The organism is Streptomyces sp. P17, assembly GCF_032436805.1.
Classification (GTDB): domain Bacteria; phylum Actinomycetota; class Actinomycetes; order Streptomycetales; family Streptomycetaceae; genus Streptomyces.
Map to the genome: position 1 here is coordinate 19,505 of NZ_JAVRBF010000027.1, position 26,220 is coordinate 45,724.

Below are 26,220 nucleotides of genomic sequence, written 5' to 3' on the forward strand. Positions count from 1 at the left end.
TGGATCTCCTTCTGTAGAGCTCGGCCACAGCGTACGGCGTGCCACCCGGCGGCCCCCGCCCTACGCTCGCTGTATGCCCCGCCGCCACATCCGCGTGACCGGCGCCCCCGAAGCCCCCCTCCGGGCCGCGCTCGCAGAGTTGCGCACCGAACTGGACGTATCCGAGACCTTCCCGCCCGAGGTCCTGGCCGAGGCCGAGAGGGTGGCCCGCGACCCCGCGCTACCGGTGGAGGACGCCACGGACGTCCCCCTGGTCACCATCGACCCACCCACCTCGACGGACCTCGACCAGGCGATGCACCTGTCCCGTCAGGGCACGGGCTACCGCGTCCGGTATGCCATCGCAGACGTGGCTGCCTTCGTCGTAGCGGGATCGTCGCTGGACCGCGAGACCCACCGCCGCGTGACGACCCTCTACTTCCCGGACACCCGCATCCCGCTGCATCCGGCGCTGCTCAGCGAGGGCGCGGCGAGCCTGCTGCCGGGCCAGACCCGCCCGGCGGTGTTGTGGACGATCGACCTGGACGCGGAGGGCCGCCCGCTGGCAGTGGACGTCCGCCGGGCGCTGGTCCGCAGCCGGGCGAAGCTCGACTACGCGGGCGTACAGAAGGAGATCGACGACGGGACGGCGGAGGAGCCGCTGGCGCTGCTGGCCGAGATCGGCCGATTGCGGGAGGGCCTGGAGGTCGACAGGGGAGGCATCTCCCTGAACGTCCCCGAGCAGGAGATCGTAGAGCGCAACGGCGGCTACGAGCTGACGTACCGCGCCCCGCTCCCCGCCGAAGGCTGGAACGCGCAGGTCTCGCTGCTGACGGGGATGGCAGCGGCGGATCTGATGCTCTCGTCCGGCACGGGGGTGCTTCGCACGCTCCCGGCGGCCCCCGACGGAGCGGTAGGCCGCCTCCGCCGTACCGCCCACGCCCTGCACATCGACTGGCCGCACCACGTCTCGTACGCGGAGCTGGTCCGCACCCTGGATCCCCGGGTCCCGCACCACGCGGCGTTCCTGCAGGAGTGCACGACACTGCTGCGGGGCGCCGGCTACACGGTGTTCAAGGACGGCAAGCTGCCGGACATCGCGACCCACTCGGCGGTGGCGGCGCCGTACGCCCACTGCACGGCACCGTTGCGCCGCCTGGCAGACCGCTTCGCGTCCGAACTGTGCCTGGCGGCGGTGGAGGGCGGCCCACCACCGGAGTGGGTCCTGTCGGCCTTGAACGCGTTGCCCGACGAGATGGCGACCGGCTCCCGCCGTGCCGGGACGGTGGAGCGGGCCTGCGTGGACATCGTCGAGGCGGCGCTGCTGAAGGACAGGGTGGGGGAGGTCTTCGACGCGTACGTGGTGGATGTGGACGAGCGGAGGCCGGGGGTCGGGACGGTGCAGTTGGAGACGCCGGCGGTGATAGGGCGCATCGAGAGCGGCGACGGGGCGTTGCCGCTGGGGGAGCGACTGCGCGTACGCCTCACGCAGGCGGATCCGGTGGCTGCGAAGGTGCGTTTCGCTCCCGCGTGACGATCTGGACGGTCCGCCGGATGGCTTCGGCTTGAGCCGGGGCGAAGTCGGCGTAGAGGGCGCGGAGGAAGCTGTTGTCGTGGTCGAGGGGAGCGGCGGGCATGAGTTCGCCCGGGAGGCAGTCGACGAGGGCACGAGCGGCCTCGTCGACACGGGGATCGTCGGGTTCGGCGTCGGCGAGGTCGTCGAGGAGGGCGTAGGCGGCACGGGCCCGCTCGACACCACCGGGGTCTTCCATGGCGGCACTCATGATCCCCGACAGCCGCTCGCGCTCCTCCGGACCGGCGGTGGTTTCGATGAGCGCGAGGATCTCCCGGTCCTTGGCGGCCATGGGGGAGTCGGAGAGATGGGCGGTACGCCGGAAGAGGGAAGCAAGCTCGGGCGAGACAGGCCCCTCGACGGAGATCCCACCCTCGGATTCCAGCAGCGCCCGCAACCGAGCCCGCCGCTCGCGAAGGGCGGCCTCCTGCCGGGCAAGATCCTCATCGAGCTCGCTCAACACCTCGGCGAGATCCTTCCCGACGTCATCGGCAAGCACATCCCGCACCTCGGCCAGCCCGAGCCCCAACTCGGTGAGCCGCCGAATCCGCGCGAGCACGACGGCGTGGCGCAGCGTGTAGTCCCGATACCCATTGGGGAGCCGCTCCGGCTCCGGGAGCAGCCCGAGGTGGTGGTAGTGCCGGACCGTGCGGGTGGTGACACCTACGGCGTCGGCGAGCTCTCCGATGCGCATGGGAACAGTAGAGACCTTGACGTGGCGGGAGGGTCAAGCACGCCGAGTCCTGACGGTGCCTGTGCTGGTGTGCCACGATCGAGGGAACGGTTCCCGATCTCACGTACAGGTGATCAGCCGATGTCCGAGTCTGGCGAGCGACCGAAGGAGGGGCGTGACATGACTGCCATGGCCCATGAGCCGCTCACGCAGGAACAGGTCCTGCTGGAGGGCTTTCTCGCCCTGGACACCCCGGAGGGATTCCGGGCGGAGCTGATCGAGGGGGAGATCGTAGTGACACCGCCGCCGGACGGGGATCACGAGAAGTACATCAGCCGGATTGTGAGGCAAGTGATCAAGCTGTCCCGGACCGAGATGGATTTCTCCGGGAACAAGGGGCTGAGGCTGAAAAGCGGGGAAGGGTGCCCGAAAAACCACGTGATCCCTGACGTCACCTTCGCTCGCATCGACGTAGACGCCTTTGGAGGCGCCGGTTCCTGGATGCCCTGCGATGGCGTTGCCATGGTTTTGGAGGTGACGTCCGCCAAGCCAAGGGCCGACAGGGAAGCCAAGCGCCGCTGCTACGCCCGAGGCGGCATCTCCCTCTACTTGCTTGTCGACCGTGACTCGTCCTCGATCACGCTCTTCAGTGACCCGGAGAAGGACGACTACCGGGAGCACTGCACCCGCCCGTTCGGCAAACCCCTCACGCTCCCCGCCCCCTTCGCCTTCGACCTGGAGACGACGGATCTCCTCTGAACGCCTAGTAGCATGGTCGACACGGCAGACGAGCCGGGCGGGCGGCCGCGTGGAGGTTCTTGGATCTCCCCGAGGAACGTCCGGGCTCCACAGGGCAGGGTGGTGGCTAACGGCCACCCGGGGTGACCCGCGGGACAGTGCCACAGAAAGCAGACCGCCGGGGACCGCAAGGCCCTCGGTAAGGGTGAAACGGTGGTGTAAGAGACCACCAGTGCCCAGGGTGACCTGGGCAGCTAGGTAAACCCCACCCGGAGCAAGGTCAAGAGGGAGCACCCCGGTGCTCCTGCGCGGACGTTCGAGGGCTGCCCGCCCGAGTCCGCGGGTAGACCGCACGAGGCCGGCGGCAACGCCGGCCCTAGATGGATGGCCGTCGCTCCGAGGTCCGCGAGGATCCGGAGTACAGAACCCGGCGTACAGCCTGACTCGTCTGCCGCTCCACATTTCCGCAGGTCAGATGCCATGTTTGCCAGCTGAACAAACCCTCGGGGTCGAATCCGGGGCGAATCCAACCGCAGGTATCGTCGTTTCTGTCTGTTGCCCATGCGGCATACCCTGACATTCAGGGTGTCAAATGCGGTCCTAGGTCGCTCTGCAGCAGACATCTCGGATTCTGATGCGCTCGGAAGTACATGTACGAGGTGTCCTCTTGTCGACCTGCTCTGGCTGAACTTGAGCACCGATGGTGCGTCCTCCGGTGAGCCGTGCCTGGGCCGGGAAGAGTGGCATTGCTCGCGGCATATCGAGACAGCCTTCGATGGCGCCCTCCCGGGTGGCGCGGGACGCGCCGGACTGAACCCCCCGTGCGGCGGTGAAGGCTGCCGTGAAGGGGTGTGTGGGCTTGTGCGCGGCGCGGGCTTGGTGCGGTGGTGGTCAGGTTCTCCTGCGTGACCGCCGCGATTTGCTGTCGGCGTACACCTGAACGCGGCCCTGACAAGATTTTCCGGGAAGCTGGGGTGTGCCGCCATGCACCGGTGACGCTCCATCACGGGGAGCGTCGCCGGGGCAAGGCCATGAGGATGACGCGGTGGCGGATCGGCGGAACCCCGCGTGGTCGGCCATGATCCGTTTCTGGAGCTTCAGATTTCTGTGATGCGGCCTTCGTCGGCGCCAGAGTTGAACGGGGTGGTGATGCCCTGCACGACTGGGGGCTGGTCCTCGCGGATGGCGTTGGCCAGGCTGGCCAGTGCGGGAAGACGGGATGTGACGAGTTGGTGGAGCCAGTCCGGTAGCGAGGTGGCATCGCGGGCGTCGAGCATGGCGGCGAACTGACGCGCCAGGTCATGGATTCGGTGCAGGTCCGGGCAGTGCTCGAACAGCCGCCGGAGTGCGTCGGCTGCGTGCAAGCTGGGGCGGGATGGCGCGGTGGTGATCCACCGGGCGACTTCACGGGGCGAAGGTGGCCCTTCGCGTGGGTGTCGATCTGCTCCTGCCGAGAACCACTGGTTCCTGGCGAATGCGGCGCCCGGTCACGCAGCCCGCGACTTGATCGTGGACGACACGCGCGTCATGCTGTGTGCGTGTCACTGGTTCGGTCGGCAGGTCTGCAGAAGTTCCGGCAGTGCGTCGAGGAGCTGGGTGGAGACGCGGAGGCGTATGCCCGGCGGGCGGGGCTGCCGGTCGAGGCGCTGGACAGCGATGAACTGCTCGTGCAGGACCACGCCCTGGCCCTGGTGCTGGAGCATGCCGCGGCCGACCTGGGCTGCCCGGACCTGGGGCTACGCGTGGGCGAGGCGCAGGACTTCCGGATGCTGGGCCCGCTGTCGGTGGCGATCCAGCACTCCCCCTCGGTCGCCGACGCGCTGGAGTGCACCTCCCGCTATCTGTTCGTGCACGCCCGCGATCTCAGTGTCTCGCTGGTCGACGACCCGGACGGCGCCCGCGGAGTCGTGGGGCTCAGGTATGCCTTCGACACGGGCGTGCGACCGCTGCCGCAGGCCACGGACATGACTGTGATGTTCGTGCACCGCGCGGTGATATTCCTGGTGGGCGGGCCTTACGGTCTGCGGTCGGTCGACCTGCCCCACCAGCCCGTGGCGCCGCGATCGCGCTACGAGGAAGGCTTCGGCGCCCGGGTCCGCTTCGGCCGCGATCACGCGCTGCTGAGGGTCCCGTCGAGCCTGCTCTCGCGGCCGCTCGAAGGGGTCGACGAGACGTTGCGCCGCCTGGCGATGGCCTTCCTGGACCGCCACTCCCTTGAGGCCGGGCCGGTGATGACGGCGAGAGTGCGCGCGGTGCTCGACCGGTCCCTGGGGACCGGATCCACCGAACTCGTCGATGTGGCCCGGGTGCTGGCCGTGCACCCGCGGACGCTGCAGCGGCAGCTCGCCGCGGAAGGGCAGTCGTACGCCTCCCTCCTCGACGGTGTCCGGCGGGCCCGGGCGCGGCTCTACCTCACGACGACGGACATGCCGCTCGCCCAGATCAGCCACCTCGTCGGGTTCTCCGAGCAGGCGGTGCTCACCCGGTGTGCCCGGCGGTGGTGGGGCCGGACGCCGAGCGTCCTGCGCCGCGAGGCGCGGGCGGGGCGCTGAGCCTTCAGAGGGACGGGGCGGGAAGGGTGAGCACGGCGATGTCGTCCTCGTGCAGGCTGCCGGCCACGACGGTGCCCTGGTGTTCGGCCACGCTGGTCACGAAGCCGTACGAGCCTCCCCCACTCTCGGCTTCGCTCGAGCGGGAGGTGCCCCCACCGGTGCGGAGGTCGTGGACGAGGCGGCCGTCGAGGTCGAAGGCCATCACCCAGGCGACCGGGGTGGGCTTGGGGCGTACGGCCTCCGGCAGGTTCCACAGCAGGAGGCGCAGGAACCCCGGCAGCGGCAGCAGCTTGTCCAGCAGGGTGTTGCGGGGCGCGGCGACGGACACCCACACGAGGCCGTCGCTGCCCAGGCTCATGTTGTCGGGCAGTCCCGGGAGGTTCTCGACGAAGGGTTCGACGGTGCCGGCCTTCGGGCCGGTGAGCCAGTACCTGCTCACCCGGTACCCGGCGGTCTCGGCCACCAGCAGGTGCGAGGCGTCCGGGGCGAGGACCAGGCCGTTGGCGAACTTCAGGTCGCCGCGCAGGACGGTGACGTTGCCGTCGGGGTCGCGGCGGACGAGCAGGCCGGTGCAGGAGTGCTCGATGATGTCGCCCAGGTAGTGCTCCAGGTTCCAGCGGCGGGTGGAGACCGTGAACCAGATGGTGCCGTCCGGGCCTTCGACGACGTTGCTGGCGAAGGTGAGCGGCCGGCCCGCGACCGTGTCGACGAGGACCTGCACCGATCCGTCGGCGGACAGGCGCAGCAGTCCGCGGTCGTGGTCGCAGACCAGGACACTGCCGTCGGCGGCCGGTTCGAGCCCCAGCGGCCGGCCTCCGGTGCGGCCCACGACCGTCCGGGCGCCGGTGGCGAGGTCGAGGCGTACGACGCTGCCGTCCCCGAGACCGGCGAGCAGACGACCCTGCCCGTCGAAGATCACGTCCTCCGGGCCGTGGTCCCCGGTCGCGACCCGGCGGGCGACGGTGAAGCGTGCCGTGACGCGGGTGCGGCCAGCATCCGCCGGGGCCGGGGGTGGCGTCCAGCGACGGGGCGAGATCAGACGGCGGTTCAGGCTCATGGACGGCTCCCCACCTGGGCGTCGGCGGCCTCGGCCGGCATCCGTGCGGCCGCGGCGATGATGCGCCGGCAGCGCAGCTCCAGCAGGACGACCGCGACGCCGAAGAAACGGAACTGCTTGTTCGTGGTCTGCCGGCTCAGGTACCGCTGGTAGACCTGCTGGGCGATGACGGCGACGCGGAAGAGGCCGAAGACCTGGTACCAGGCCCATTCGCGGCGGGTCACGCGGGCGCCGGTGCGTGCGCAGTAGTGGGCCACGACCTCCTCGCGGGTCATCATGCCGGGCAGGTGGGTGGGCTGGCGGCGGAAGGCCTGCATGTGCGGGCCGTCCTCGGCCTGTATCCAGTACCCGAGGCCGCTGGCGAGGTCCATGAGGGGGTCGCCGACGGTGGCGAGTTCCCAGTCGAGCAGACCGACGGGCCGTGTGGGGTCCTCGGGGTCGAGTACGACGTTGTCGAACCGGAAGTCGTTGTGGACCAGGGTGTGCGGGCGGTCGGCGGGCTGGTGGTCGGCCAGCCACCGCATCACCCGTTCGAAGGAGCCGACGTTCCAGGTGCGGGCCCTGCGGTAGCGCTCCGACCAGCCCTCGACCTGGCGGCGGACGTACCCGTCGCCCTTGCCGAGGTCGGCGAGTCCGGTGGCGGCGAGGTCGACGCGGTGCAGGTCCACGAGCAGGTCGATGACGTTGCGGCACAGGGCTGCGGCGCCTTCGCGGTCGAGCACCACACCGCGCGGCAGGTCCTTGCGCGGGATCGGACCTGCCAGCCGTTCCATGACGTAGAACGGGGTGCCGATCACCGACGGGTCCTCGCACAGTGCGACCGTGCGCGGCACGTACGGCAGGAACCATCCGAGCTGGGTCTGGATGCGGTGCTCGCGGCCCATGTCGTGGGCGCCCTTGTGGTGGCTGCCCTTGGGGGGCCGGCGCAGGATGAGGTCGCCGTCCGGGTAGGCCAGCAGGTACGTCAGGTTGGACACGCCTCCGGAGAACTGCCGTACCTCGGGAAGCGCGGACAGGTCGATGCCGGTGCGGTCCGGCGTGGCGTTCCCGGCGAGCCAGGCCGCCACGGTGGCGACGTCGAAGGCGTCTTCGTCGCGGACCGCACGGGTTCCGGAGATGCGATCCGAGGATGTCGGCCCGGCCATGCTGCTGTCGCTTTTCGTCACGTGAGCCTCCGTACGACGCTCAGGGGCAGGATCTTCAGGGCGATCCCGAGCGGCGCCCACGGCCACGCCGGGACGTAGGCCCTGACCCGGCGTTTTTCGATGGCCTCGACCATCGCGCGCACCCCGGGCTCGGTGTCGACCATGAACCGGGTCCTGTTCTCGACGTGGGCGTTCATCTCCGAGCGGATGTAGCCGGGATGGATGACCGAGACGTCGAGGCCCCGGATCCGCTCGGAGCGCAGGCCCTCGGCGAGGGAGGCGAGGCCGGCCTTGGTCGCCGCGTAGGTGGTCATGGACTTGCGCATGCCGCGCAGGGCGGACATGGACGAGATGAGCACGAGATGGCCACGGCCCTGGCGGCGGAAGATCTCCAGGGCGGCTTCCGCCTGGGCCAGCGCCCCGACGAAGTTCGTCATGGCCGTCGCCAGATTGGCGCTGGCCCACCCCGTCCCGAGGGGAGCCCCCTTGCCGATGCCGGCGTTGACGACGACCCGGTCGATCGTCCCGAAGGACTGGGCGAACGCGTGGAACACGGCCGCGACCGCGTCGCCGTCGGTGACGTCCAGGGCCGCGGTCTCCACCCTTCCGCCGGTCGCCGTGCGGATCTCCGTGGCGAGCGCGTCGAGCCGGTCGGTGCGCCGCGCACACAGGGCGAGGTCGTAGCCCAGTGCGGCGAACTGACGGGCCATCTCCTCTCCCAGACCCGAGCTCGCCCCGGTGATGAGGACGACACCCTTTCCGCTACGGCCGCTCATGCGCGCTCCTTGCTCAACCCGGTCGTCTCCTGACGCAGTTCGGTTCGCCGGATCTCTGCTCCAGAGGCGAGCATCTGGCGGTCGTAGAGGGGGCGCGCCAGCCGCTTCGTCCAGTGCGCCAGGCGCGCGGACCGGTCGGGCAGGACGAGGAAGCGGCGCGCGTCGATGCCTCGCAGCACCCGGGCGGCGACCTCGCCGACGCCCAGGGGCGCCCGGGTGATCAGCTTGGCCGCCACCGCCTCCATCAGCGGGTCCTCCCCTCCGAGCGAGTTCGCCAGGTTCGTACGGAAGAACGACGGGCACACCACACTGACGTCGACGCCCCACGGGCCGAGTTCGTGGCGCAGGCTCTCGGAGAGGGCGACCACGGCGGCCTTGCCGGCGCTGTACGAGCTCATCGCCGCCGGGTGGACCAGCCCTGCAAGGGACGCGATGTTGACGACATGGCCGTGCCCTTGCGTCTTGAACAGCGGGGCGAAGGTGCGGCAGCCGTGCACGGCGCCGAGCACGTTGACCTCCAGCACCCGCCGCCAGTGCGCGTCGTCCAGGCGGTCCACTCGGCCGCCGGCGGCGATGCCGGCGTTGTTGACCAGGACGTCGAGCCCGCCGAACTCGCGGCGGACGCGTTCCAGGGCCTCGGCCCAGTCCGCCGGTGAGGTGATGTCCAGCCGCTGGTAGAGCGCGCCGGCCGGAACCTCGGCCGGTGTGGCGCGGTCGGTGACGAGGACGCGGTCACCGCGCTCGGCGTACGCGGCCGCGAGGGCCGCTCCGAGGCCGGAGGCGCCTCCGGTGACGAGGACGGTGCGCCTGCTTGCGGCGCTGCTCGCGCGGCTCATCGGGTCGCCCCGTGCTTGCCGAGCTCGACGCGCGCGACCACGCTCTTGTGCACCTCGTCGGGGCCGTCGGCCAGCCGCACGGCCCGGGCCGCGGTCCAGGCGCCGGACAGCGGGAAGTCGCTGGACAGGCCGGCGCCGCCGTGGATCTGCATGGCGAAGTCGATCACCTGCTGGGCGACGTTTGGCGCGGCTACCTTGATGGCGCTGACCTCGCTCAGCGCACCCTGGATGCCGACGGTGTCGAGCTTCCAGGCCGCGTCCAGGACAAGCAGCCGGGCGGAGTCGATCGCGATCCGTGCCTCGGCGATGCGCTCCCGGTTGCCGCCGAGGTTCACCAGCGGCTTGCCGAACGCGGTGCGTGCCAGGCCGCGCTCGCAGGCCAGGTGCAGGGCGCGTTCGGCGAGGCCGATCATGCGCATCGCGTGGTGCACCCGGCCGGGGCCGAGGCGGCCCTGCGCGATCTCGAACGCCCGCCCTGGACCGGCGACGATGTTCGCCACCGGAACGCGGACGTCGGTGAAGGAGATCTCGCCGTGTCCGAAGGGCTCGTCGAAGAAGCCCATGGTGTCCAGCATCCGCTCGACCTTGACGCCTGGGGCGTCCCGGGGCACCAACACCATGGAGTGCTGTGCGTACTTGGGCGCGCCCGGGTCGGTGAGCCCCATGACAATGAGGACCTCGCAGTCCGGGTGCCCGATGCCGGTGGTCCACCACTTGCGGCCGTTGACGACGACCTCGTCCCCCTCGACGACGGCCGTGAGCCGCATGGTGGTCGCGTCCGAGGACGCCACGTCCGGCTCGGTCATCGCGAACCCCGAGCGGATCCGCCCGCCCAGCAGCGGATCCAGCCAGCGGTTGCGCTGCTCCTGGGACCCGTAGCGGAGCAGGACTTCGGCGTTGCCGGTGTCGGGGGCGTTGCAGTTGAACACGTACGGAGCCAGGAAGGACCATCCGGTGGCCTCGGCGATCGGGGCGTAGTCGACGTTCGTGAGCCCGGTGCCGCCGTGAGTGCCGTACCGCTGCGCGTAGGGGCCTTCATGGCCGGCGGGCAGGAACAGGTTCCACAGTCCTCGGTCCCTGGCCTTGCGCTGCAGCTCGCGGACCTCGTCGGGCACCTGCCAGAGGTCCGCCGCGCTGCCGGTCCGGCGGGCCTCGCCCTGTCGGCGGTGGAGCTCGTGCTCAACCGGAACAATCTCTTCCTGGATGAAGCTCCGCACGGCCTCGGTGAGTTCGGCCGCGCGGGGAGAGGGGCTGAAGTCCATGGCCACCACGGTAGGCAGAGGCGGCGGCATGCTCTTGACTCCACGCGACAGATTTTTGATCTGACACGACACCTCAAGAAGGGACCGAGTCCTCTTAGCTGGGCACTGGGCTACTGAACCGGTGTGGCGACCAGGACACCGGCATGACTCTCTCCGCGGACCGGACCAGCCTGGCCGCTGCCCCTCACCACCACCACTCCCTTCCCGAACGAGGAGGGAAACCGGAATACGCCGGAAACGTGCCATCGGCCGCCGTGATCAAGCCTGACGGCGAGCGGCGGGGTCGCGCTCGGCGACGTGCCGGGCGACGGCGTCGACGCCGGGGCGGGCGTAGCGTTCCAGGGAGCGGACGGAGGCGTGCCGGGAGCAGGCCAGCAGCATCGGGGTGAAGGTGCCGCCCTCGGCGTCGTGCGTGAGCGCGGAGTGCCGCAGCCGGTGCAGGGTCCAGCCGTCCAGGTCCTCGATGTCATCGTGCGAGGCCAGCGGGTTGGCCAGCAACCGGGTGGACTCCTCGAAGATCTCCTCGGCCCGCCGGTAGGAGAGCCTCGCCCGGCCGGTCTCCGGGCACATGTCCAGCGTCGGTGTCCCGGCCGGGGCCTTGCAGTCGGTGAGGAACAGGGGGCCGCGGGTGCGGCGGGCGATCAGGCGGGCAGGAGCTGGGGGTGCCGGACGGCAAGTGGATCCACTCGGTTGCCCCGCCCTTGGCGGTGATCTTCCCGCGCTTGTCCTGCGGGTACAGGTCCTCCACGTTCAGGCACAGCACCTCATCGGCCCGGGCCGCGGACTCGTAGAGCATCTTCCAGAACGTCTTCTCCCGCAGGGCGACGTCCAGGCGCCATAGGGCGGCGATCTGGTTCTCGGCCAGGGCCTTGGTGCGGTCTGGCGGTACCGGCCGCCGCTCGATGCCGATCGTCGGATCGCCTTCGATCCAGCCCTGGCGCTGCCACCAACCGAGCGCCTTGCGCACGATGGACAGCTCCCGGTTGACGGTGTCGGCGTCCATCTCGTCCGCCCGTGCCGCCGCCAGCTCAGCCAGCACATCCGGAAGTACTGGGTCGTCGATCGCGGCCACCGGGAAGATGGGCGGCTTCGCACCCCGGCGGGCCCGGCCGGTCGGCGCCGCCTCGCCGGCGAACATCCATCCCCACGTCGTCAGCGAGATCCGGTAGATCCGCGAGGAGGACTTCGCGATACCCGCACCGGTGAGGGACCGCTCGACCGCCGCGGTGTACGACGCGGGCGGGGCGGACAGGGGCACCACCCAGGCGCGCGGCAACCTGAGCGCGCCCCGGCCCCGAGTTCGGTCACTCGTTCGATCGCCATGCCCGCCCCGCCCTCCCGGCTCTGCCGCAGTAAATGCGTACACCTCGCCCCGGCGGCCGGAATGGCCCGTCGCTTGATCCCGATAGGAGGTCCGCCGCAGTAAATCCGGCATTTACTGCGGCTGACGTGGGGCTGCCGCCAAGGCCTCGGTCGCCTGACCGAACTGGGCTCTGCCGTGCGAACTACACGGACCCCCGAGTGTCGCTCTCGGCTGCTCGTCGCTTGGCCGTGGCTTCGGGAGCGGAGGGCCGGCTCGGTTAGACAGCCCGCCGGACAACTTCCCTGCTCAGCAGATCCCTGCAGAAGCTGCGCCCAAGGGGCAAGGTGTTTCAGGCTCGAGGTGTCCGTGATTCCGCCTCATCCCGGCCACGGTCAAGGCTGATCGTCCCTTCTGCCGCCAGACGTTCCACGTGGTCGTCCGCGTACCCGAGTTGCCTCACGATCTGGGCGGTGTGCTCGCCGACGCGGGGGACGTCCAGGTGCTGTCCCAGCCGGTTTCCCGCCATTTCCAGGGGCAGGGCCGGCAGTGGAGTGGTGCGTCCGTCGGCCAGGGTGACGTCGATCATCGCGCCGGGCGAGCGCAGCTGCGGATCGTCGAAGAGATCCTCGGGACGAAGGACGGGAGCGCAGGGGATCCGTATCCGCTCGCACTCGGCTATGGCCCGTTGGCGTGTCAGCCCCCGGAAGAGGGTGCGCAGTTCCGGAAGAACGGCATCACGTGCTTTGACCCGCTGCTCGTTGGAGGCGAGTGAGGGATCCGAACCCAGTTCGTGCAGCCCGAAGGCCGTACAGAAGGCGCGCCACTGCGTGTCGCTGACCACGCCGACGAAGATCTGCTCGTCGTCGGCGGTCTCGAAGACGTCGTACACCGCCCAGGCCGACAGCCTCGCGGGCATGGGGGAGGCCGGGGTGCCGGTGACGGCGTACTGGGCCATGTGCTGGGCGACGAGGAAGGCGTTGTTCTCGAAGAGGGAGCTGCGGACCAGCTGTCCGTGTCCGGTGCGGCCTCGTTCCTGGAGCGCCGCAAGGATCCCGATGGCGGCGAACATGCCTCCCATGATGTCGTTGACGGAGGCCCCGGCGCGCAGCGGACGGCCGGGCGGGCCTGTCATGTAGGCGAGGCCGCCCATCATCTGGACCACCTCGTCCAGTGCCGCCCGGTCCTCGTAGGGGCCGTTCAGGAAGCCCTTGAGCGAGCAGTAGATCAGCCCGGGGTTGGTCTGCTTCAGGTCGTCGTAACCGAGTCCGAGGGCGTCCAGCCGGCCGGGCCGGAAGTTCTCTGTCAGGACGTCGGCACGGTCCACGAGATCCCTGATCAGTTCCCGTCCTTCCGGGGTGGCCGGGTCGACCGCGAGGCTGCGCTTGTTCCGGTTGTAGGTGGGGAAGAACCCGGCGCCGGAGCCGGGCAGGCGGCGCGTCTTGTCGCCGGTTCGCGGAGGTTCCACCTTGATGACGTCGGCTCCCAGATCGGCGAGCACGAGGCCGCACGTGGGGCCCATGACCATGTGCGAGAACTCGACGACACGGATGCCCTGCAGTGGCAGTCCCATGGTCAGGCGGCCTTTCGCTGGGCGGCGTAGGCGAAGCCCTTGGGCAGACCGGCCTCGGCGACGTGTCCGTACAGCGGTTCGCCGGGCAGGCCTTCGGATATCAGCGCACGCGCAGCGATCAGCCGTTCAAGGTCGATGCCGGTGCGCAGCCCCATGGATTCGAGGAGGTGTACGAGGTCTTCGGTGACGATGTTGCCGCTGGCTCCGGGGGCGTAGGGGCAGCCGCCGAGGCCGGCGAGGGAGGCGTCGAAGGTGGTGACTCCCGCTTCCAGGGCGGCGACGACGTTCGCGAGCCCCTGGCCCCGGGTGTTGTGAAGGTGGGCGCCGCCCGCCTTCTCGCCCAGTTCCCTGCGAAGGCGGCCGAACAGCCGCTTGACCTGGGCGGGGTTGGCATAGCCGGTGGTGTCGGACAGGCCGACCGAGTCCGCGCCGGCCTCCGCCAGCCGGACGGCCAGGGTGATGACCCAGTCCTCGGACACCGGCCCCTCCATCGTGCAGCCGAAGGCCGTCGACACGCCCACCTCGACGTCGAAGCGCTGCCGGGCGGGCGTCTCGTCGCGCAGGGCACAGACGCGGCGCACCTCTTCGACCGCCTCTTCCGGGGTTTTGCGGATGTTGGCCATGCTGTGCTGTCGGGAGGCGGAGACCGGCATGGTGAGCTTGGGGGTACCGGCGGCGAGTGCCCGCTCGGCGCCCTTCAGGTTGGGCACCAGGGCGAGGACGGTCAGCCCCGGGATCCTGACCGCTTCCCGGACGACGTCGGCGGCGTCCGCCATCTGAGGCAGCAGTCTCGGGGAGACGAAGGAGCCCACCTCGATCTCGGGGAGTCCCGCCGCGGCGAGGGCGGCGATCCAGCCGTGCTTGACATCTGTCGGCATGGGCCTTGCGACGCTTTGCAGACCATCACGCGGTCCGACCTCGCTGACCAGGACATCTATGCCGGATTCGGCAGTCATCTGTACTCCTCACAGAGGGGTCGTCCGCTGCGCTGCGGACCGGTTGCGGTGTGGTGCGGGGCGCGCCCGGGCGCGGCAGGTGGCGGTCTCGGCGGCGCCGAATTCGCCGACTTCGCCCCCTTGCCAGTGCGGTGGCGGGTGCTTAACATCCCTGCAATGCGTTGTACCGCCTGATGAGCCGAATGTACCACCAGGCGAGTCGGCCGAGGCAAGGGTTCAGGTCTCCGGTTCTCGTCCGGCCACAGACACCAGCCGTCTTCGGCAAAGACACCAGCCGTCTTTTCGGGACGGCGGGAATCGCGAGGAAGCGATGGAAGGCCAGATGAACGTCACCACTCCCGCCGAGCCCGTTCCGGCGGCGCAATCCACACCACGCCCACTCGGCGACCCCCTCGTCGTCCTGCGGTCCGTCGACAAGCACTTCGGCGCGCTGCACGTCCTGCAGGACGTCAACCTGACGGTCCACCAGGCAGAGGTCGTCGTCGTCATCGGCCCGTCCGGTTCCGGCAAGTCGACCCTGTGCCGGACCATCAACCGGCTGGAGACCGTCGACAGCGGCACGATCACGCTGGACGGACTTCCGCTGCCCGCCGAGGGAAGGGAGCTGGCGCGCCTCAGGGCTCAGGTCGGGATGGTCTTCCAGTCCTTCAACCTGTTCGCCCACAAGACCGTGCTGCAGAACGTCACCCTCGGCCCGGTCAAGGTACTCCGGAAGAACAAGGAGCTCGCCGAGCGGCAGGCCCGTGAGCTGCTGGACCGCGTCGGTGTCGGCAACCAGGCCGACAAGTACCCGGCCCAGTTGTCCGGCGGACAGCAGCAGCGAGTGGCCATAGCCAGGGCCCTGGCCATGGAGCCGAAGGTGATGCTCTTCGACGAGCCGACCTCGGCCCTCGACCCCGAGATGATCAACGAGGTCCTCGACGTCATGACCACCCTGGCCAGGGACGGGATGACCATGATTGTCGTCACGCATGAGATGGGCTTCGCCCGCAGGGCGGCGGACCGGGTGGTCTTCATGGACGGCGGCCGGATCCTCGAGGAGGCCTCACCCGAGACGTTCTTCACCACCCCGCGCACCGAACGGGCCAAGGACTTCCTCTCGAAAATCCTCGCCCACTGAGCGCTCCGCGGGCTGTGCCGACCTCCGGCTCCGCCGCGATATGCCGTCGGTTCGTTGCGGCGCCGTTGTGGGTGGTCACGCGGTACCTGGCGCCCCTTTGGGGCGCTGCCGAACCGCAGCGGGATCAACCCCGACCCGCTGAGAGCCCCGCCGCCATCGTATGACCCCGTCCCCTCCCCATCAGACGAACGGAATCCCCATGAGAACGTCCCGCATCATCAGCGCGCTGACCGCAACGACGGCGCTGGCCCTGGTCGCCACCGCCTGCGGCGGGGGCAGCACGGCATCATCCAAGAGCGCCCCCCAGCCGGTCTCCGCCCCGTCGTTCGCCCCCGGCACCACCATGGCCGACATCGTCAAGGCCGGGAAACTGCGGGTCGGAGTGAAGTTCGACCATCCGCTGCTCTCGCAGAAGAATCTCAAGGGTGACCTCGAGGGCTTCGAGGCCGACACGATCCGCTACATCGCCGCCCAACTCGGCCTGAAGTCGGATCAGATCGAGTTCGTCGAGACTTCGGGCACCAACCGTGAACAGTTCATCGAGCAGCACAAGGTCGACATGGTCGTGGCGACGATGTCGATCACCGACGAGCGCAAGAGGGTCATCGGTTTCGCCGGACCCTACCTCTCGGTCCGGCAGGACCTCCTGGTGAAGAAGGGCAACCCCGAGGGCCTGAAGGACCCGCAGACCCCGGCGGGCAAGAAGATCTGCTCGACGCTCGGCGGTGCCGTCTCCCAGGTCACCCGGGAGCAGTACCCGAAGGCGAAGCTGGTGGAGTTCGACGTCTCGTCCAAGTGCGTCGAGGCGCTGAAGAACAACTCGGTGGACGCGCTCGCCACGCAGGATCTGATCGGTGCCAGCTATGTCGCGCAGGATCCGGACAGCTTCCAGATGCTGAACAAGCCCTACGGCGCGGAGAAGTGGGGCGTGGGTATTCGCAAGGGGGACAAGGCCTTCTGCGAGTTCATCGACGGGGCGCTGGACAAGTTCGCCAAGGACGGCTCGTTCAAGAAGGCCTGGGACAACAGCCTCGGCAAGTTCGTCGGGACCGAGCAGAAGCTGCCCGAGCCCGAGCCCTGCTCCTGACCCCCGCATCCGAGGAGGTGCCCGATGTCCGCAGTGCTCGACAATCTCGATGTCTTCTGGTCCGGGTTCCGCATCACACTCCTGCTCACCCTGCTCTCGTCGGCACTGGCGCTGACACTGGGGACGCTGCTAGCCGCGTTCCGTGTGGCGCCCGTGCCCGTTCTGCGCGCCGTCGGGGGCGGCTACGTCGAGACCGTACGCAACGTACCGGCCATCGTCGTGTTCTTCTTCGTACTCTTCGGACTGCCGCAGATCGGTGTGCAGCTGTCCTTCATGACCTCCGCCGTCACCGCGCTGACCGTCTACTACGCGGCGTTCTTCTGCGAGGCCGTCCGCTCCGGCATCAACGCCGTGCCGGTGGGACAGGCCGAGGCGGCCCGGTCCGTCGGCCTCACCTTCGGCGCCTCGCTAAGGCTGGTCATCCTGCCCCAGGCGCTGCGCAGCGTGATTCCGCCACTGATCAACGTCTTCATTGCCCTCGCCAAGACCTCCGCGGTCGCCAGCGCGTTCGGCGTGGCCGAGCTGCTCAACGCCATGCAGCGGCTCGCCAACAGTGAGAGCGCCTCAATCATCGCGATCCTGCTGACCACCGCTCTGCTGTACCTGGTCATCACCATTCCGGCAGGGCTCATCGCCCACCGGATCGAACGGAAGGTGGCGATCCTGCGATGACCGCCGTCCTGTACGACGCGATGGGCCCGCGGGCACGGCGCAGAGTCCATCTCGGCACCGCCGTGGGGGCGGTGCTGGCAGCCGGACTCCTGGCCGTCGTCCTCACCCGCCTGAGCAGCCACGGCCAGCTGTCGGCCGATCGGTGGAGCATTCTGTTCAACGCCGACCTGCGGGACCTGCTGCTGGAAGGGCTGCTCGCCACCGCGCGGGTCGCCGGCGTCTCACTGATCCTGTCGCTCGGCTTCGGCATGCTGCTGGCCTGCGGACGACTGGCGCCGCAGCGGTGGCTACGCGCGCCGCTGCGCGTCTGGGTGGAGGTCTTCCGCGGTCTGCCACTCCTGCTGCTGATCTTCTTCATCTTTCTCGGCGCTCCGGCGCTGGGTATGGACGTGTCGACCTTCTGGGCGCTCACCCTGGGGATCACCCTCTACCAGAGCGCCGTGATGTCCGAGATCATCCGGGCCGGCATCCTGTCCCTGCCGCGCGGCCAGTCGGAGGCGGCGGCGGCCATCGGGCTCGGCGGCGCCGCGACCATGCGGATCATCGTGCTGCCGCAGGCCGTCCGGCTGATGCTCCCCGCGCTGATCAGCCAGATGGTGGTCCTCCTGAAGGAGACCTCGCTGGGGTTCATCATCGGTTACACCGAGTTGCTGCGGAACGGCAGGATCGCGGTCGAGTATCTGGGTGGCGCGTACGCGATCCCCGTGTACACCGGGATCGCTCTCGTCTACCTCGTCGTGAACCTTCTGCTATCAGCGCTCGCCCGTACGGTGGACCGGCGCACGCGCCGCTGAGGCCGCCGCCATGCTTGAGCGGGGGTGCCGTCCCGGCCTGGGGACGGCACCCCCGCTCAAGCATGTGCCGGGAACCCGGACAGTCAGTGGGCGGGGGCGGGGCTGCTCAGCGGACGGCGGTGGCGTTGGCCGGCGAGCCGACTCCGCCACGGAGATTGAGGGGCTTGGCGGTGAGCAGGCACGTCCAGCGGTCGTCCCGCGCACACACCGCGGCAAGCGGGCCGAGCCGCCACAGTTCACCGACCGCCAGGCCGAGCAGCGCGATGAGCTGCTGGTGCATCATGCCGTGGTCAGTCTCCCCGCCGAACGGCGAGTCCGATCGGGCAGGAAGCATCTCGAAGGCGTAGGTGTCGGAGACCACGGCCGCGAAGTGGTGATCCCACAGCCAGGCCAGGACTTCATGAGTCTGTTCGACGCCGGTGAAGCGGCGCTCGGCGCGGACGCGCTCCTGCTGCCCGGTTCCAGCCGTCTGGTACCAGTCCGCCCAGCCGGTGTGCAGCAGCAGCACGTCACCCGGTTGGGGTGTCACGCCCTGCTTGTCGAGAGCGGACTGAAGGTTCGCGGCGCTCACACCCCTACCCTCCGCATGCTCCGCCGCGGCGGAGACGTCGAGCAGCAGCCCGCGTGCGACGATTCCCCGCTCGGCCCAGTGGTGTATGCCCAGATCGTCGCCGTCAGGGACACCATTGTAGAAACCGTGCACATGATGGCGGCGATGCCGCAGACCGTCGAGCTGGGTGGACGCCTGGAGGTAGAAACCGTCGAGCAGGTCGTCACGGTGATCCGCATGGCGGCTGAAGACGCGGTGAACGGGAGCGCGGCGGGTCGGGGCGAGCGGCGGGTCGAAGGCGTCGAGCGGATAGTCGAGCGTGAACGATTCGCCGGTACGCACGCAATCGGCGGCGGCCCGGGCCTGTTCGGGGCCGACCAGGTTGAGGGTGCCGATCCGGTCATCGGCCCCGAACAGGCCCCAACTGGAGCCGGGCGGGGCGTCCCCGCGTTCCAGCAGCTCGGCGTAACGGGGAAGATGCATGGGCGGTCTCCCAGAACAGGCTCCCGCGGCAGCGGCAGCGGCAGCGGCAGCGATGGCGGGAGTCAGGCCGTGCTGTCTCCCGTGACGACGGACAGTGGCTGCTCACGGAACACAGGTGCGTCGGCACGGCTGCGTCCGTCACCGCGTGGTACCGGAGTACGGGAGAGCACGCGACGTCCCCTCACGAACCGCCACCGATGAACCGCAGCTCCGACAAGCGCTTCGCGGCCTCGGTGAGCGGGGCGACGAATGCGGCGACCCGTTCCTCGGTGAAGCGAGTGGTCGGTCCTCCCAGACCCAACGCGCCGACCACCTGTCCGTCGGTGTCGGTGATCGGGGCGGCCACCGCGGAAACCCCCGCGGCGCGTTCGCCGTGGCTGACCGCCCAGCCCTGGGCGGCCGCCGTACGCACACGCTCCGCCAGTACGGTCTCGAATTCGGCCCCCAGACCGGACGCAACGGCGGTGCGGTCCACCTGCTGCGGCGAAACACCTGTCAGGAGCACATGCCCCGAAGCGCCGGCCCACAGCGGCATCTCCTCGCCGACGCGTACCACGTGTCGCAATTGCTGAGTCCCCTCATGCTGGGCGATGCACACCCGGGACGTGCCCTGACGGACGTAGATCCGTGCCGACTCTCCTCCCGAGTCCGCCGACAGTTGCTCCAGGCAGGCGAGCGCCTCGGGCGGCAGCTGCCAGGCGGCATGGGCCAGCCGAGCCCAGCGCAGCAGCCCCGGCCCGGGAGTGATCCTTCCGTCGCCGCGAGTCCACAGCAGTCCTCGCTGCTCCAAGGTGGCCACCAGCCGTACGACCGTGGACTTGGCCAGGCCGGTCGCGTCGATCAGCTCACGCACGCTGCGAGAACGATGCGTGTCATCGAAAAGCATCAGCAGATCCAGCGCACGCAGTACGCTGCGCACTCCATCGCCCTGCGTTTCCGACCCTGGGGCCTGCATGGACTGCCTCCCGTTCCAAGGACGTGGTCTTCGGCGCTACGCGGCGCATGACGTCCCTCGCGAGTACTCGCCCGCGCGCGTATCAAAAGACTCGATGTAGCCTACCTGACGGATCAAACGTACTGACAGGTGGTACTTCGAAGTCGTGGACGGGTGTTCAGCGGCCCGCAGCCCCGGTGAACGTCCCCGGGTTCGGTCCATGGTCATCACCTTGTTTCAGGCTGATCCTGCGGTTCCTGGCCGGCCGGTTCTAGACACCGGCTTCTCTGCGCTGAGGTTCTCGGCGGGTCTCGCACTGCCTCTCACCGATCCCGCTGCTGGTGCTGGACGGGCAGCACATGAACCACACCGTCGCTACCGGCGGAGTGCCGTAGCTGCTGGTTCTTGACCTCCAGGACGTGTACGACCCGAGCCAGCTGCTGGAAGTCGGTACGCAACTGGTCGTGCTCGGCGCGCAGGCGGGAGAGTTTCTGCTGCAGTTCGTCGTTCCTCTGCTTCAGGTCGTCGACGACCTTTGGGCGGGCGTCCTGCATCCGGACGAGGGCGTAGAACAGGTCTTTGAGCCCCGTGTGCTTGTGGGTGAGTTTGTTGCGCGTGAGGCACCGGTCACGCGGCCATCCGCAGCCGGCCCACTGCCTCGTTCTCGGGCGGCTCCATGTCCAGGTGCCAGGTCCCGAAGCGGCGGGTCTTGCTGGTGATGTACGGGGTGACGGTGGCCAGGTCCACCGCCTCCCACCCCTCGTCGATGAGGTCGTTGGCCACCTTCGTGATGTCCACGGCGGTATGAAAAATGAGGCAGTTTGCCAGCAGCTCGTTGAACTTGATGGTCTTCTCCTGGTGGTCCGGGTCGTCGTTTCCGGCGTATTCCGACTGCCCTCCAACGAGACCCTTCGGTCCTACGTTGCGCGGCTCGCTCTGCTCAACGCGGCAGGTCAAGGTGCCGGTCGGTGACCTGCTCACTCCCCTGGGGGACTCGGACAGGAAGAACTGCAGTCGCTGCAAGCCCGACATCCCCGCACCGGCCACCGGCTCCGCCCCGGCCAGGCAGGTGATCGTCTTGTTCCGCTCCCGCGGCGCCAGCAACCCGGCCAGATACTCGCGAAACCCCGCCGCTGGGCCAGGCTGAAGAAGAGGTCGTCGAACCGGGCCGCGTACTCCTCCAACGGCCCCGGCGCGGGCGGACACGTCTGGCGAGCAGTCATTTCGAGCCGCCAGAAAGGGCAGTTGGCTCCGTCTACCGGCCTACGGCCAACCCGGCCCGCCGTCAACCCACCCCACCGCCGGATTCAGCGAACTACCGGTGATCGGTCGCTCGCGCAGACGGTGCGGCAGCGGTCCGGGACATTGCCGGGGAGGCGTCGAACAGCGCGTGGACGGCCGAGTGGACCTGGGTGGCGACCACGTCGGCGGTGGAGATGTCGAGCTTGCCGTCGAGGTGCAGGAACGCGAGGCCGTGGACGAGGGCCCACACCGTGGTCGACAGGGCGTCCGCGTCGACGTGGGGGAAGGTGGCGCGGACGATGCCGCGCAGGTACTCCCGGATGGCCGCGGTGGCAGCGACTCGTTCCTCGCTGGTCGGGTCGCAGGGCTCGGCGAACATCACCCGGAACAGGGCCGGGTGATCGAGCGCGAACCGGACGTAGGCGACGGCGACCGCGGCGAGTTCGTCGGGCGTTGAGGGTGCGGGATGGGCCTTGGCCAGGTATCCGGCGAGTTCGCGGTATCCCTCGGCGGCCACCGCGGAGACGAGGGCATCCCGGTCGGCGAAGTGGCGGTAGGGGGCCGTCGCGGAGACACCGGCGCGCCGGGCGACCGCGCGCAGCGAGAGGCCGGCGCTGCCGTCTTCTTCCAGGAGTTCGCGTGCGGCATGCAGGCAGGCGGCGCGCAGATCGCCGTGGTGGTACGTGCTGGCCTGCGGCACAGGTCACACTCCCCAATGTTTACGGTGCTTACATTCTCGCCTAATGTGAACGGCGTATACATCGTAGGTTACAGACACGAAAGGGAGGACTTGGATGGCCAGCGAGCTGTTCTCGCCGCTGCTCCTGCGCTCCGGCCAGGTGTTGGTCAACCGGATCGCGAAGGCCGCGATGGAGGAGAACATGGCGGACGACGGACAGCTGCCCGGTCGGCGGTTGCTGACGCTCTACCGGCGCTGGGCCACCGGCGGCACCGGACTGTTGATCACCGGGAACGTCATGGTGCATGCCGAGGCGCTGACCGGCCCCGGAGGCGTCGTGCTCGACGAGAACGCGCCGTTGGAGCCGTTCACCGAGTGGGCCAAGGCCGGCAAGTCCGGTGGCGGCACCATATGGATGCAGATCAACCACCCCGGTCGGCAGGTGGCCTCCGACATGCCCGGCGTCGTGTGGGGCCCCTCCGACGTCGGCGTGGACCTGGGCCGGCACAGCGGTCGCTTCGGCCGTCCGACCGCCATGAGCGCCGCCCAGATCCATGCCACCGTCACCCGGTTCGCCGTCACGGCCCACCGTGCCGAGCTGGCGGGTTTCGACGGCGTGGAGGTCCACGCCGCCCACGGCTACCTGCTGTCGCAGTTCCTGTCTCCGCTGGTCAACAAGCGCACCGACCAGTGGGGTGGATCGCTGGAGAACCGCGCCCGGCTGCTGCTCGACGTCGTGCGCGCCGTCCGTGCCGCCGTCTCGCCGTCCTTCGCGGTCGCGGTGAAGCTCAACTCCGCCGATTTCCAGCGCGGCGGATTCGACGCCGATGACGCCCGCCAGGTCCTCGAGCTGCTCGCGCCTCTCGGCGTCGACATGGTCGAGCTGTCCGGCGGGAGCTACGAGAGCCCGGCGATGACCGGCCGCTCCGCCGACTCACGCACTCAGGCGCGGGAGGCCTACTTCCTGGACCTGGCGCGGGACCTGGTGAGGACCAGTCCCGTTCCGCTGATGCTCACCGGAGGTATCACGCGGCGCGCGACCGCGGAGGGGGTACTGGACAGCGGTGTGGCGGTCGTTGGCATGGGCACCGCCCTCGCCGTCACCCCTGACCTGCCCGACCGCTGGAGGAACCGACGCGAAGCCGACCGGCAGATGGTGCCGGTGAACTGGTCCGACAAGGCCCTCGCCTCGGCCGCGGGCATGGCACGGGTGCGCCACCAGTTGGCCCGGCTCGCCCGCGGAAATGACCCCAGGCCCGGGATCCACCCGATGTACACCCTGCTCTCCGACCAGTGGAAGCAGCGTGGGGCGCTGCGCCGCTACCGTGCCTGGTTGTCGGCCCTGCCGGACGCCGAGGCGGTGCGCCGCCCCGCGTAGCGGGACCAACGGTGCCGCCGGCCCCGGGAGAATCCCAGGGGCCGGCGGCAATCACCCGAGTACGTTCGCCAAGCCGTCACCAGCATCACCGCGCAGCGTCCGCACCGGCTCACCGCCTACAACATCACCGTCGTCCTCGCGGCCGAAGGTCCACACCATTAGCCGGCCGCCCAGTCACGGATGAGCCGTATCGTGCGCCCGGTCCGCTCCTCGTGCAGATAGTGGCCGGTGTCGGGCCAGTACTCGACGCGTGAGCCGGGCACCCACAGCGTGCCACGCTCCCACTCGGCGGCCTTCGGACACGTCCACACCGTCAGCGCGGGCTGCGGGCGGCGGCACAGATATGCCTCACTGTGCGGGCGGGCGCCCACGGCGCCAGGGTCGGTGTACATGCCCGCGTAGGCCTGGGCGACGACGTGGTCGGGGGTGCCGAGCATGGTGCGGACGTGCTCGGTGCGGAGGCCGGGCGGGGCCTGCGGCGAGAAGGCGCCCGCCACGAAGGAGGCGGCGGCACGGGCGCCGTGTTCCCGGTACTCCGCGAGACGCACGGGGATCTCCGTGACCTCGGCTTCGTGCGCGCCGTGGGCGGGGTCGAGGGCGATGACCGACCGTATGGTCCGCGGGTGGCGGATGGCGAGCAGGTTGACGACCTGGACGCCCATGGAGTGACCGACGGCGACGACCGGACCGGTGTCCAGGGAATCGATCAGCGCGGCCAGGTCCTCCGCCATCTCGGCCGGTGTGTTGCCCTCGTCCGGCACCTCGGAGCGGCCGTGGCCGCGCAGGTCGGGGACGAGGACGCGGAACCCGTCGGCCAGCGCTTCGGCGTGCGGCGACCACTCCCGGCCGTCGCCGCCCCAGCCGTGCACCAGCAGCAGCGCGGGGGCGTCGTCCGGACCGAGACTGGTGCAGAAGAGGCGGATGCGGCCGAGGTCGAGGAGTGTCATGCGTGGTCGTCCGGGGTGGTGCGGTAGGTGGCGTGGGTGAAGTCCGCGTGCACGCCGGAGCAGTCGAGGTCCTGGACCCACAGTCCCAGCATCGCGCCGGTGAAACCGAGGACCCTCAGCTGTCCGTCGTGGAACTCGTCGGCGTGCTCGTCCGACAGGACGGTCGCGTCGAGGTCGCGCCGCAGTGCCTGGGGACCGCTCGGGCCACCTCCGTCGGTGTCGTACGAGAAGTGCAGGCAGGGGCCGTCGAGTTCGGCGCGCAGTACGGTGGGGCGCCCTGGTTCCAGAGGGATGCTGGGCTGGTGTGCGGTGAGCTTTCCGGCCTCGCAGCTCAGCGCCCGCAGCACGGGGGAGCCGTCGTCCTCGGCCGTGACGTACAGGTAGTGCCAGTTGCGGGTGTTGTAGTAGGCGGTGAGTCCGGCCATGTGGTCGGGGGTGCGGGGCGCGAAGGTCAGCGCGGTCTCGAAGGAACAGCGCCGTGCGGTCACCCGCCGGGCGACCAGGCTGGGAGTCCGACGGCCCACAGGGGACTGACCGCCCCGGATGCGGAGCCGCCCGGGCATCGGTTCCACCCACTCCTGATCGGCCGGGCGGCGCAGGGTGGACCAGTCGGAGCCGAGCGCCGGGCCGTCGAAGTGGTCCGTGGCGGGTGGCTCCGGCACGGGGGCGGGCGGAAGGTCCGGCGCCGGTACGGTGACGGCGGGAACCGCGCCCGCGATGCGCGGCCAGCCGTCGTCGGTCCAGGTCACGGGCTGCAGGGAGGTCTCCCGGCCCAGCACGCACCGGCCGCGTTCGGTGAGGGGGCGGGCGGTGATGTGGGCCGCGTACCACTGGCCGGTCGCCGTCTCGACGAGCGAGCAGTGCCCGGCCTTCTGGAGCTCCAGAGCCGGATCGTGCCGGGAGGTCAGCAGCGGTCCGGACGGGTCGGGCTCGTACGAGCCGAACAGGTCCCGCGAGCGGGCGACCGCCGCTCCGTGCTCGTAACCGGTGCCGCCCTCGGCGTGGACGAGGTAGTACCAGCCGTTCCGGCGGTAGAGGTGCGGCCCCTCGGCGACCCCGGCAGCGGTGCCCACGGAGATCGTCCGGATCTCGCCGAGCAGCCTGCGCGCCACACGGTCGTACTCCTGGAGCTCGATCCCGGCGAACGACTCCCGCTCCGGGCGCCAGTCGAAGCGCATGTTGAGCAGCCAGCTGCGCCCGACACCGCCACCGTCATCGTCGTGGAACAGGGACACGTCGAAGCCCCGGCCGTGCAGCGGCACCGGTTCGGACCAGGGGCCCTCGATGGACGGGGCCGTGGCCAGGTAGTTGGGGAGGTCCTTCCATCCTTCGGCATAGGTGTCGACGACGGTGAAGACCAGGTGGAACAACCCGTCCGCGTAGGACAGGCCGGGCGCCCAGATCCCGCCGGAGTCCGGGACGCCGGTCAGGTCGAGCAGCCGCCGGCTGTCCAGGACCCCGCCCAGCGATCGCCAGTGCACCAGGTCCCGCGAGTGGTGGATCCGGACGCCCGGGTACCACTCGAAGGTGGAGGTGGCGATGTAGAAGTCGTCGCCGACCCGCAGGATCACGGGGTCGGGCTCGAAGCCGCGCAGGACGGGGTTGTGGATCACGAAAAGCTCCGCCGGGTGAGGGATCAGAGGGGAACAGCAGGGGGGCGAAGCCGACGTGGTCGCACTGGAAGACCGCGCCCTCCGGCCGGATCATCTGCCGAGGGTGAGCTGGGTGTGGGCCTGGTCGCGGCCGCTGTCCACGCACTGGCCGGTACCGCTCAGCACCCGGGTCAGCTTGCAGCGGCTGTGCCCGTTGAACGCTTGGCAGCGGCGTCGTAGCCCGAGGTGTCGGTTGCGGATCACCCCCATGGCCGTCATGGCCTTGCTGGAGTTGGTGCCCGAGCGGCGTCGCCGAAGGCGT

At 69.8% G+C, this 26,220-nt stretch carries 27 protein-coding genes and 1 other RNA gene; 9 read left to right on the forward strand and 19 right to left on the reverse strand.

Annotated features, from left to right (window positions below):
- Positions 1–73: 73 nt before the first annotated feature.
- Positions 74–1,513: an RNB domain-containing ribonuclease gene (locus tag RMT89_RS18885; protein WP_315884902.1), complete on the forward strand. Its 1,440-nt coding sequence runs from the start codon at positions 74–76 to the stop codon at positions 1,511–1,513.
- Here RMT89_RS18885 and RMT89_RS18890 read toward each other — a convergent pair.
- Complete coding sequence (locus RMT89_RS18890; protein ID WP_315884903.1) at positions 1,464–2,246, reverse strand: MerR family transcriptional regulator; 783 nt, start codon at positions 2,244–2,246, stop codon at positions 1,464–1,466. The genes RMT89_RS18885 and RMT89_RS18890 overlap by 50 nt on opposite strands.
- Positions 2,247–2,405: 159 nt before the next feature.
- On the opposite strand from RMT89_RS18890, the gene RMT89_RS18895 reads away from it, so the two are divergent.
- On the forward strand, positions 2,406–2,984 hold the full coding sequence (locus RMT89_RS18895) for a Uma2 family endonuclease (protein ID WP_315884904.1): 579 nt from the start codon (positions 2,406–2,408) through the stop codon (positions 2,982–2,984).
- Between the two features lie 29 nt (positions 2,985–3,013).
- Positions 3,014–3,414: RNase P RNA component class A (rnpB, locus tag RMT89_RS18900), an RNA gene on the forward strand.
- A gap of 646 nt (positions 3,415–4,060) precedes the next feature.
- Here the strand turns inward: rnpB and RMT89_RS18905 are convergent.
- Positions 4,061–4,327: a hypothetical protein gene (locus RMT89_RS18905; RefSeq protein WP_315884905.1), complete on the reverse strand. Its 267-nt coding sequence runs from the start codon at positions 4,325–4,327 to the stop codon at positions 4,061–4,063.
- 174 nt (positions 4,328–4,501) lie between these two features.
- On the opposite strand from RMT89_RS18905, the gene RMT89_RS18910 reads away from it, so the two are divergent.
- A complete protein-coding gene (locus tag RMT89_RS18910) occupies positions 4,502–5,515 on the forward strand; it encodes an AraC family transcriptional regulator (RefSeq protein ID WP_315884906.1) in 1,014 nt (337 codons plus the stop codon).
- Positions 5,516–5,519: 4 nt separating this feature from the next.
- Here the strand turns inward: RMT89_RS18910 and RMT89_RS18915 are convergent, their stop codons facing one another.
- From RMT89_RS18915 to RMT89_RS18955, 9 genes are all read right to left on the reverse strand, one after another.
- A complete protein-coding gene (locus tag RMT89_RS18915) occupies positions 5,520–6,572 on the reverse strand; it encodes an SMP-30/gluconolactonase/LRE family protein (RefSeq protein ID WP_315884907.1) in 1,053 nt (350 codons plus the stop codon).
- Entirely contained in the window at positions 6,569–7,738 is a 1,170-nt protein-coding gene (locus RMT89_RS18920) for a phosphotransferase family protein (protein ID WP_315884908.1), read from the reverse strand. Before RMT89_RS18920 ends, RMT89_RS18915 begins: the two co-directional genes overlap by 4 nt.
- On the reverse strand, positions 7,735–8,493 hold the full coding sequence (locus RMT89_RS18925) for an SDR family oxidoreductase (protein ID WP_315884909.1): 759 nt from the start codon (positions 8,491–8,493) through the stop codon (positions 7,735–7,737). Before RMT89_RS18925 ends, RMT89_RS18920 begins: the two co-directional genes overlap by 4 nt.
- Positions 8,490–9,329: an SDR family NAD(P)-dependent oxidoreductase gene (locus RMT89_RS18930; RefSeq protein ID WP_315884910.1), complete on the reverse strand. Its 840-nt coding sequence runs from the start codon at positions 9,327–9,329 to the stop codon at positions 8,490–8,492. Before RMT89_RS18930 ends, RMT89_RS18925 begins: the two co-directional genes overlap by 4 nt.
- A complete protein-coding gene (locus RMT89_RS18935) occupies positions 9,326–10,591 on the reverse strand; it encodes an acyl-CoA dehydrogenase family protein (RefSeq protein WP_315884911.1) in 1,266 nt (421 codons plus the stop codon). The genes RMT89_RS18930 and RMT89_RS18935 overlap by 4 nt, the downstream gene beginning before the upstream one ends.
- A 258-nt stretch (positions 10,592–10,849) precedes the next feature.
- Positions 10,850–11,089 (reverse strand): hypothetical protein, encoded by a 240-nt coding sequence (locus RMT89_RS18940; protein WP_315884912.1) that lies wholly within the window; start codon positions 11,087–11,089, stop codon positions 10,850–10,852.
- Positions 11,058–11,867, reverse strand: a complete 810-nt coding sequence (locus RMT89_RS18945; protein WP_315884913.1) for a hypothetical protein — start codon at positions 11,865–11,867, stop codon at positions 11,058–11,060. Before RMT89_RS18945 ends, RMT89_RS18940 begins: the two co-directional genes overlap by 32 nt.
- Before the next feature lie 376 nt (positions 11,868–12,243).
- On the reverse strand, positions 12,244–13,464 hold the full coding sequence (locus tag RMT89_RS18950) for a CaiB/BaiF CoA-transferase family protein (RefSeq protein WP_315884914.1): 1,221 nt from the start codon (positions 13,462–13,464) through the stop codon (positions 12,244–12,246).
- 2 nt (positions 13,465–13,466) lie between these two features.
- On the reverse strand, positions 13,467–14,420 hold the full coding sequence (locus tag RMT89_RS18955; protein WP_315884915.1) for a hydroxymethylglutaryl-CoA lyase: 954 nt from the start codon (positions 14,418–14,420) through the stop codon (positions 13,467–13,469).
- A 322-nt stretch (positions 14,421–14,742) separates the two neighbouring features.
- On the opposite strand from RMT89_RS18955, the gene RMT89_RS18960 reads away from it, so the two are divergent.
- The 4 genes from RMT89_RS18960 (at position 14,743) to RMT89_RS18975 (ending at position 18,093) form a co-directional block, all read left to right on the forward strand.
- Positions 14,743–15,540 carry an amino acid ABC transporter ATP-binding protein gene (locus tag RMT89_RS18960; RefSeq protein WP_315884916.1) on the forward strand — a complete coding sequence of 266 codons (798 nt, stop codon included), beginning with the start codon at positions 14,743–14,745 and terminating at the stop codon, positions 15,538–15,540.
- A 199-nt stretch (positions 15,541–15,739) separates the two neighbouring features.
- Positions 15,740–16,627, forward strand: a complete 888-nt coding sequence (locus RMT89_RS18965) for a glutamate ABC transporter substrate-binding protein (RefSeq protein ID WP_315884917.1) — start codon at positions 15,740–15,742, stop codon at positions 16,625–16,627.
- Between the two features lie 24 nt (positions 16,628–16,651).
- A complete protein-coding gene (locus RMT89_RS18970) occupies positions 16,652–17,299 on the forward strand; it encodes an amino acid ABC transporter permease (RefSeq protein WP_315884918.1) in 648 nt (215 codons plus the stop codon).
- The gene (locus RMT89_RS18975) at positions 17,296–18,093 is read left to right on the forward strand and encodes an ABC transporter permease subunit (RefSeq protein WP_315884919.1); all 798 of its coding nucleotides are present in this window, start codon (positions 17,296–17,298) and stop codon (positions 18,091–18,093) included. Before RMT89_RS18970 ends, RMT89_RS18975 begins: the two co-directional genes overlap by 4 nt.
- Positions 18,094–18,199: 106 nt before the next feature.
- Here the strand turns inward: RMT89_RS18975 and RMT89_RS18980 are convergent, their stop codons facing one another.
- From RMT89_RS18980 to RMT89_RS19000, 5 genes are all read right to left on the reverse strand, one after another.
- Positions 18,200–19,126 (reverse strand): cyclase family protein, encoded by a 927-nt coding sequence (locus RMT89_RS18980; RefSeq protein ID WP_315884920.1) that lies wholly within the window; start codon positions 19,124–19,126, stop codon positions 18,200–18,202.
- 181 nt (positions 19,127–19,307) lie between these two features.
- The gene (locus RMT89_RS18985) at positions 19,308–20,081 is read right to left on the reverse strand and encodes an IclR family transcriptional regulator (protein ID WP_315884921.1); all 774 of its coding nucleotides are present in this window, start codon (positions 20,079–20,081) and stop codon (positions 19,308–19,310) included.
- A 302-nt stretch (positions 20,082–20,383) separates the two neighbouring features.
- Positions 20,384–20,614, reverse strand: a complete 231-nt coding sequence (locus tag RMT89_RS18990; protein ID WP_315884922.1) for a hypothetical protein — start codon at positions 20,612–20,614, stop codon at positions 20,384–20,386.
- Between the two features lie 73 nt (positions 20,615–20,687).
- Positions 20,688–21,164 (reverse strand): Tn3 family transposase, encoded by a 477-nt coding sequence (locus tag RMT89_RS18995; protein WP_315884923.1) that lies wholly within the window; start codon positions 21,162–21,164, stop codon positions 20,688–20,690.
- A 211-nt stretch (positions 21,165–21,375) separates the two neighbouring features.
- Positions 21,376–22,002 (reverse strand): TetR/AcrR family transcriptional regulator, encoded by a 627-nt coding sequence (locus RMT89_RS19000; protein WP_315884924.1) that lies wholly within the window; start codon positions 22,000–22,002, stop codon positions 21,376–21,378.
- Between the two features lie 94 nt (positions 22,003–22,096).
- Between RMT89_RS19000 and RMT89_RS19005 the strand changes: the two genes are divergently transcribed.
- Positions 22,097–23,359 carry an NADH:flavin oxidoreductase/NADH oxidase family protein gene (locus RMT89_RS19005; protein ID WP_315884925.1) on the forward strand — a complete coding sequence of 421 codons (1,263 nt, stop codon included), beginning with the start codon at positions 22,097–22,099 and terminating at the stop codon, positions 23,357–23,359.
- A 158-nt stretch (positions 23,360–23,517) separates the two neighbouring features.
- Here the strand turns inward: RMT89_RS19005 and RMT89_RS19010 are convergent, their stop codons facing one another.
- The 3 genes from RMT89_RS19010 to RMT89_RS19020 form a co-directional block, all read right to left on the reverse strand.
- Entirely contained in the window at positions 23,518–24,306 is a 789-nt protein-coding gene (locus tag RMT89_RS19010; protein ID WP_315884926.1) for an alpha/beta hydrolase, read from the reverse strand.
- Complete coding sequence (locus RMT89_RS19015) at positions 24,303–25,919, reverse strand: glycoside hydrolase family 43 protein (RefSeq protein ID WP_315884927.1); 1,617 nt, start codon at positions 25,917–25,919, stop codon at positions 24,303–24,305. Before RMT89_RS19015 ends, RMT89_RS19010 begins: the two co-directional genes overlap by 4 nt.
- A gap of 90 nt (positions 25,920–26,009) precedes the next feature.
- Positions 26,010–26,162: a hypothetical protein gene (locus RMT89_RS19020; protein WP_315884928.1), complete on the reverse strand. Its 153-nt coding sequence runs from the start codon at positions 26,160–26,162 to the stop codon at positions 26,010–26,012.
- Positions 26,163–26,220 lie beyond the last annotated feature (58 nt).

Bases quoted from the DNA above. Each gene is read 5' to 3' on its own strand.
- RMT89_RS18885 (WP_315884902.1), top strand. From the start codon at position 74: ATGCCCCGCCGCCACATCCGCGTGACCGGCGCCCCCGAAGCCCCCCTC.
- RMT89_RS18890 (WP_315884903.1), bottom strand. From the start codon at position 2,246: ATGCGCATCGGAGAGCTCGCCGACGCCGTAGGTGTCACCACCCGCACG.
- RMT89_RS18895 (WP_315884904.1), top strand. From the start codon at position 2,406: ATGACTGCCATGGCCCATGAGCCGCTCACGCAGGAACAGGTCCTGCTG.
- RMT89_RS18915 (WP_315884907.1), bottom strand. From the start codon at position 6,572: ATGAGCCTGAACCGCCGTCTGATCTCGCCCCGTCGCTGGACGCCACCC.
- RMT89_RS18925 (WP_315884909.1), bottom strand. From the start codon at position 8,493: ATGAGCGGCCGTAGCGGAAAGGGTGTCGTCCTCATCACCGGGGCGAGC.
- RMT89_RS18930 (WP_315884910.1), bottom strand. From the start codon at position 9,329: ATGAGCCGCGCGAGCAGCGCCGCAAGCAGGCGCACCGTCCTCGTCACC.
- RMT89_RS18935 (WP_315884911.1), bottom strand. From the start codon at position 10,591: ATGGACTTCAGCCCCTCTCCCCGCGCGGCCGAACTCACCGAGGCCGTG.
- RMT89_RS18950 (WP_315884914.1), bottom strand. From the start codon at position 13,464: ATGGGACTGCCACTGCAGGGCATCCGTGTCGTCGAGTTCTCGCACATG.
- RMT89_RS18955 (WP_315884915.1), bottom strand. From the start codon at position 14,420: ATGACTGCCGAATCCGGCATAGATGTCCTGGTCAGCGAGGTCGGACCG.
- RMT89_RS18960 (WP_315884916.1), top strand. From the start codon at position 14,743: ATGAACGTCACCACTCCCGCCGAGCCCGTTCCGGCGGCGCAATCCACA.
- RMT89_RS18965 (WP_315884917.1), top strand. From the start codon at position 15,740: ATGAGAACGTCCCGCATCATCAGCGCGCTGACCGCAACGACGGCGCTG.
- RMT89_RS18970 (WP_315884918.1), top strand. From the start codon at position 16,652: ATGTCCGCAGTGCTCGACAATCTCGATGTCTTCTGGTCCGGGTTCCGC.
- RMT89_RS18975 (WP_315884919.1), top strand. From the start codon at position 17,296: ATGACCGCCGTCCTGTACGACGCGATGGGCCCGCGGGCACGGCGCAGA.
- RMT89_RS18980 (WP_315884920.1), bottom strand. From the start codon at position 19,126: ATGCATCTTCCCCGTTACGCCGAGCTGCTGGAACGCGGGGACGCCCCG.
- RMT89_RS18985 (WP_315884921.1), bottom strand. From the start codon at position 20,081: ATGCAGGCCCCAGGGTCGGAAACGCAGGGCGATGGAGTGCGCAGCGTA.
- RMT89_RS18990 (WP_315884922.1), bottom strand. From the start codon at position 20,614: ATGCAGGACGCCCGCCCAAAGGTCGTCGACGACCTGAAGCAGAGGAAC.
- RMT89_RS19005 (WP_315884925.1), top strand. From the start codon at position 22,097: ATGGCCAGCGAGCTGTTCTCGCCGCTGCTCCTGCGCTCCGGCCAGGTG.
- RMT89_RS19010 (WP_315884926.1), bottom strand. From the start codon at position 24,306: ATGACACTCCTCGACCTCGGCCGCATCCGCCTCTTCTGCACCAGTCTC.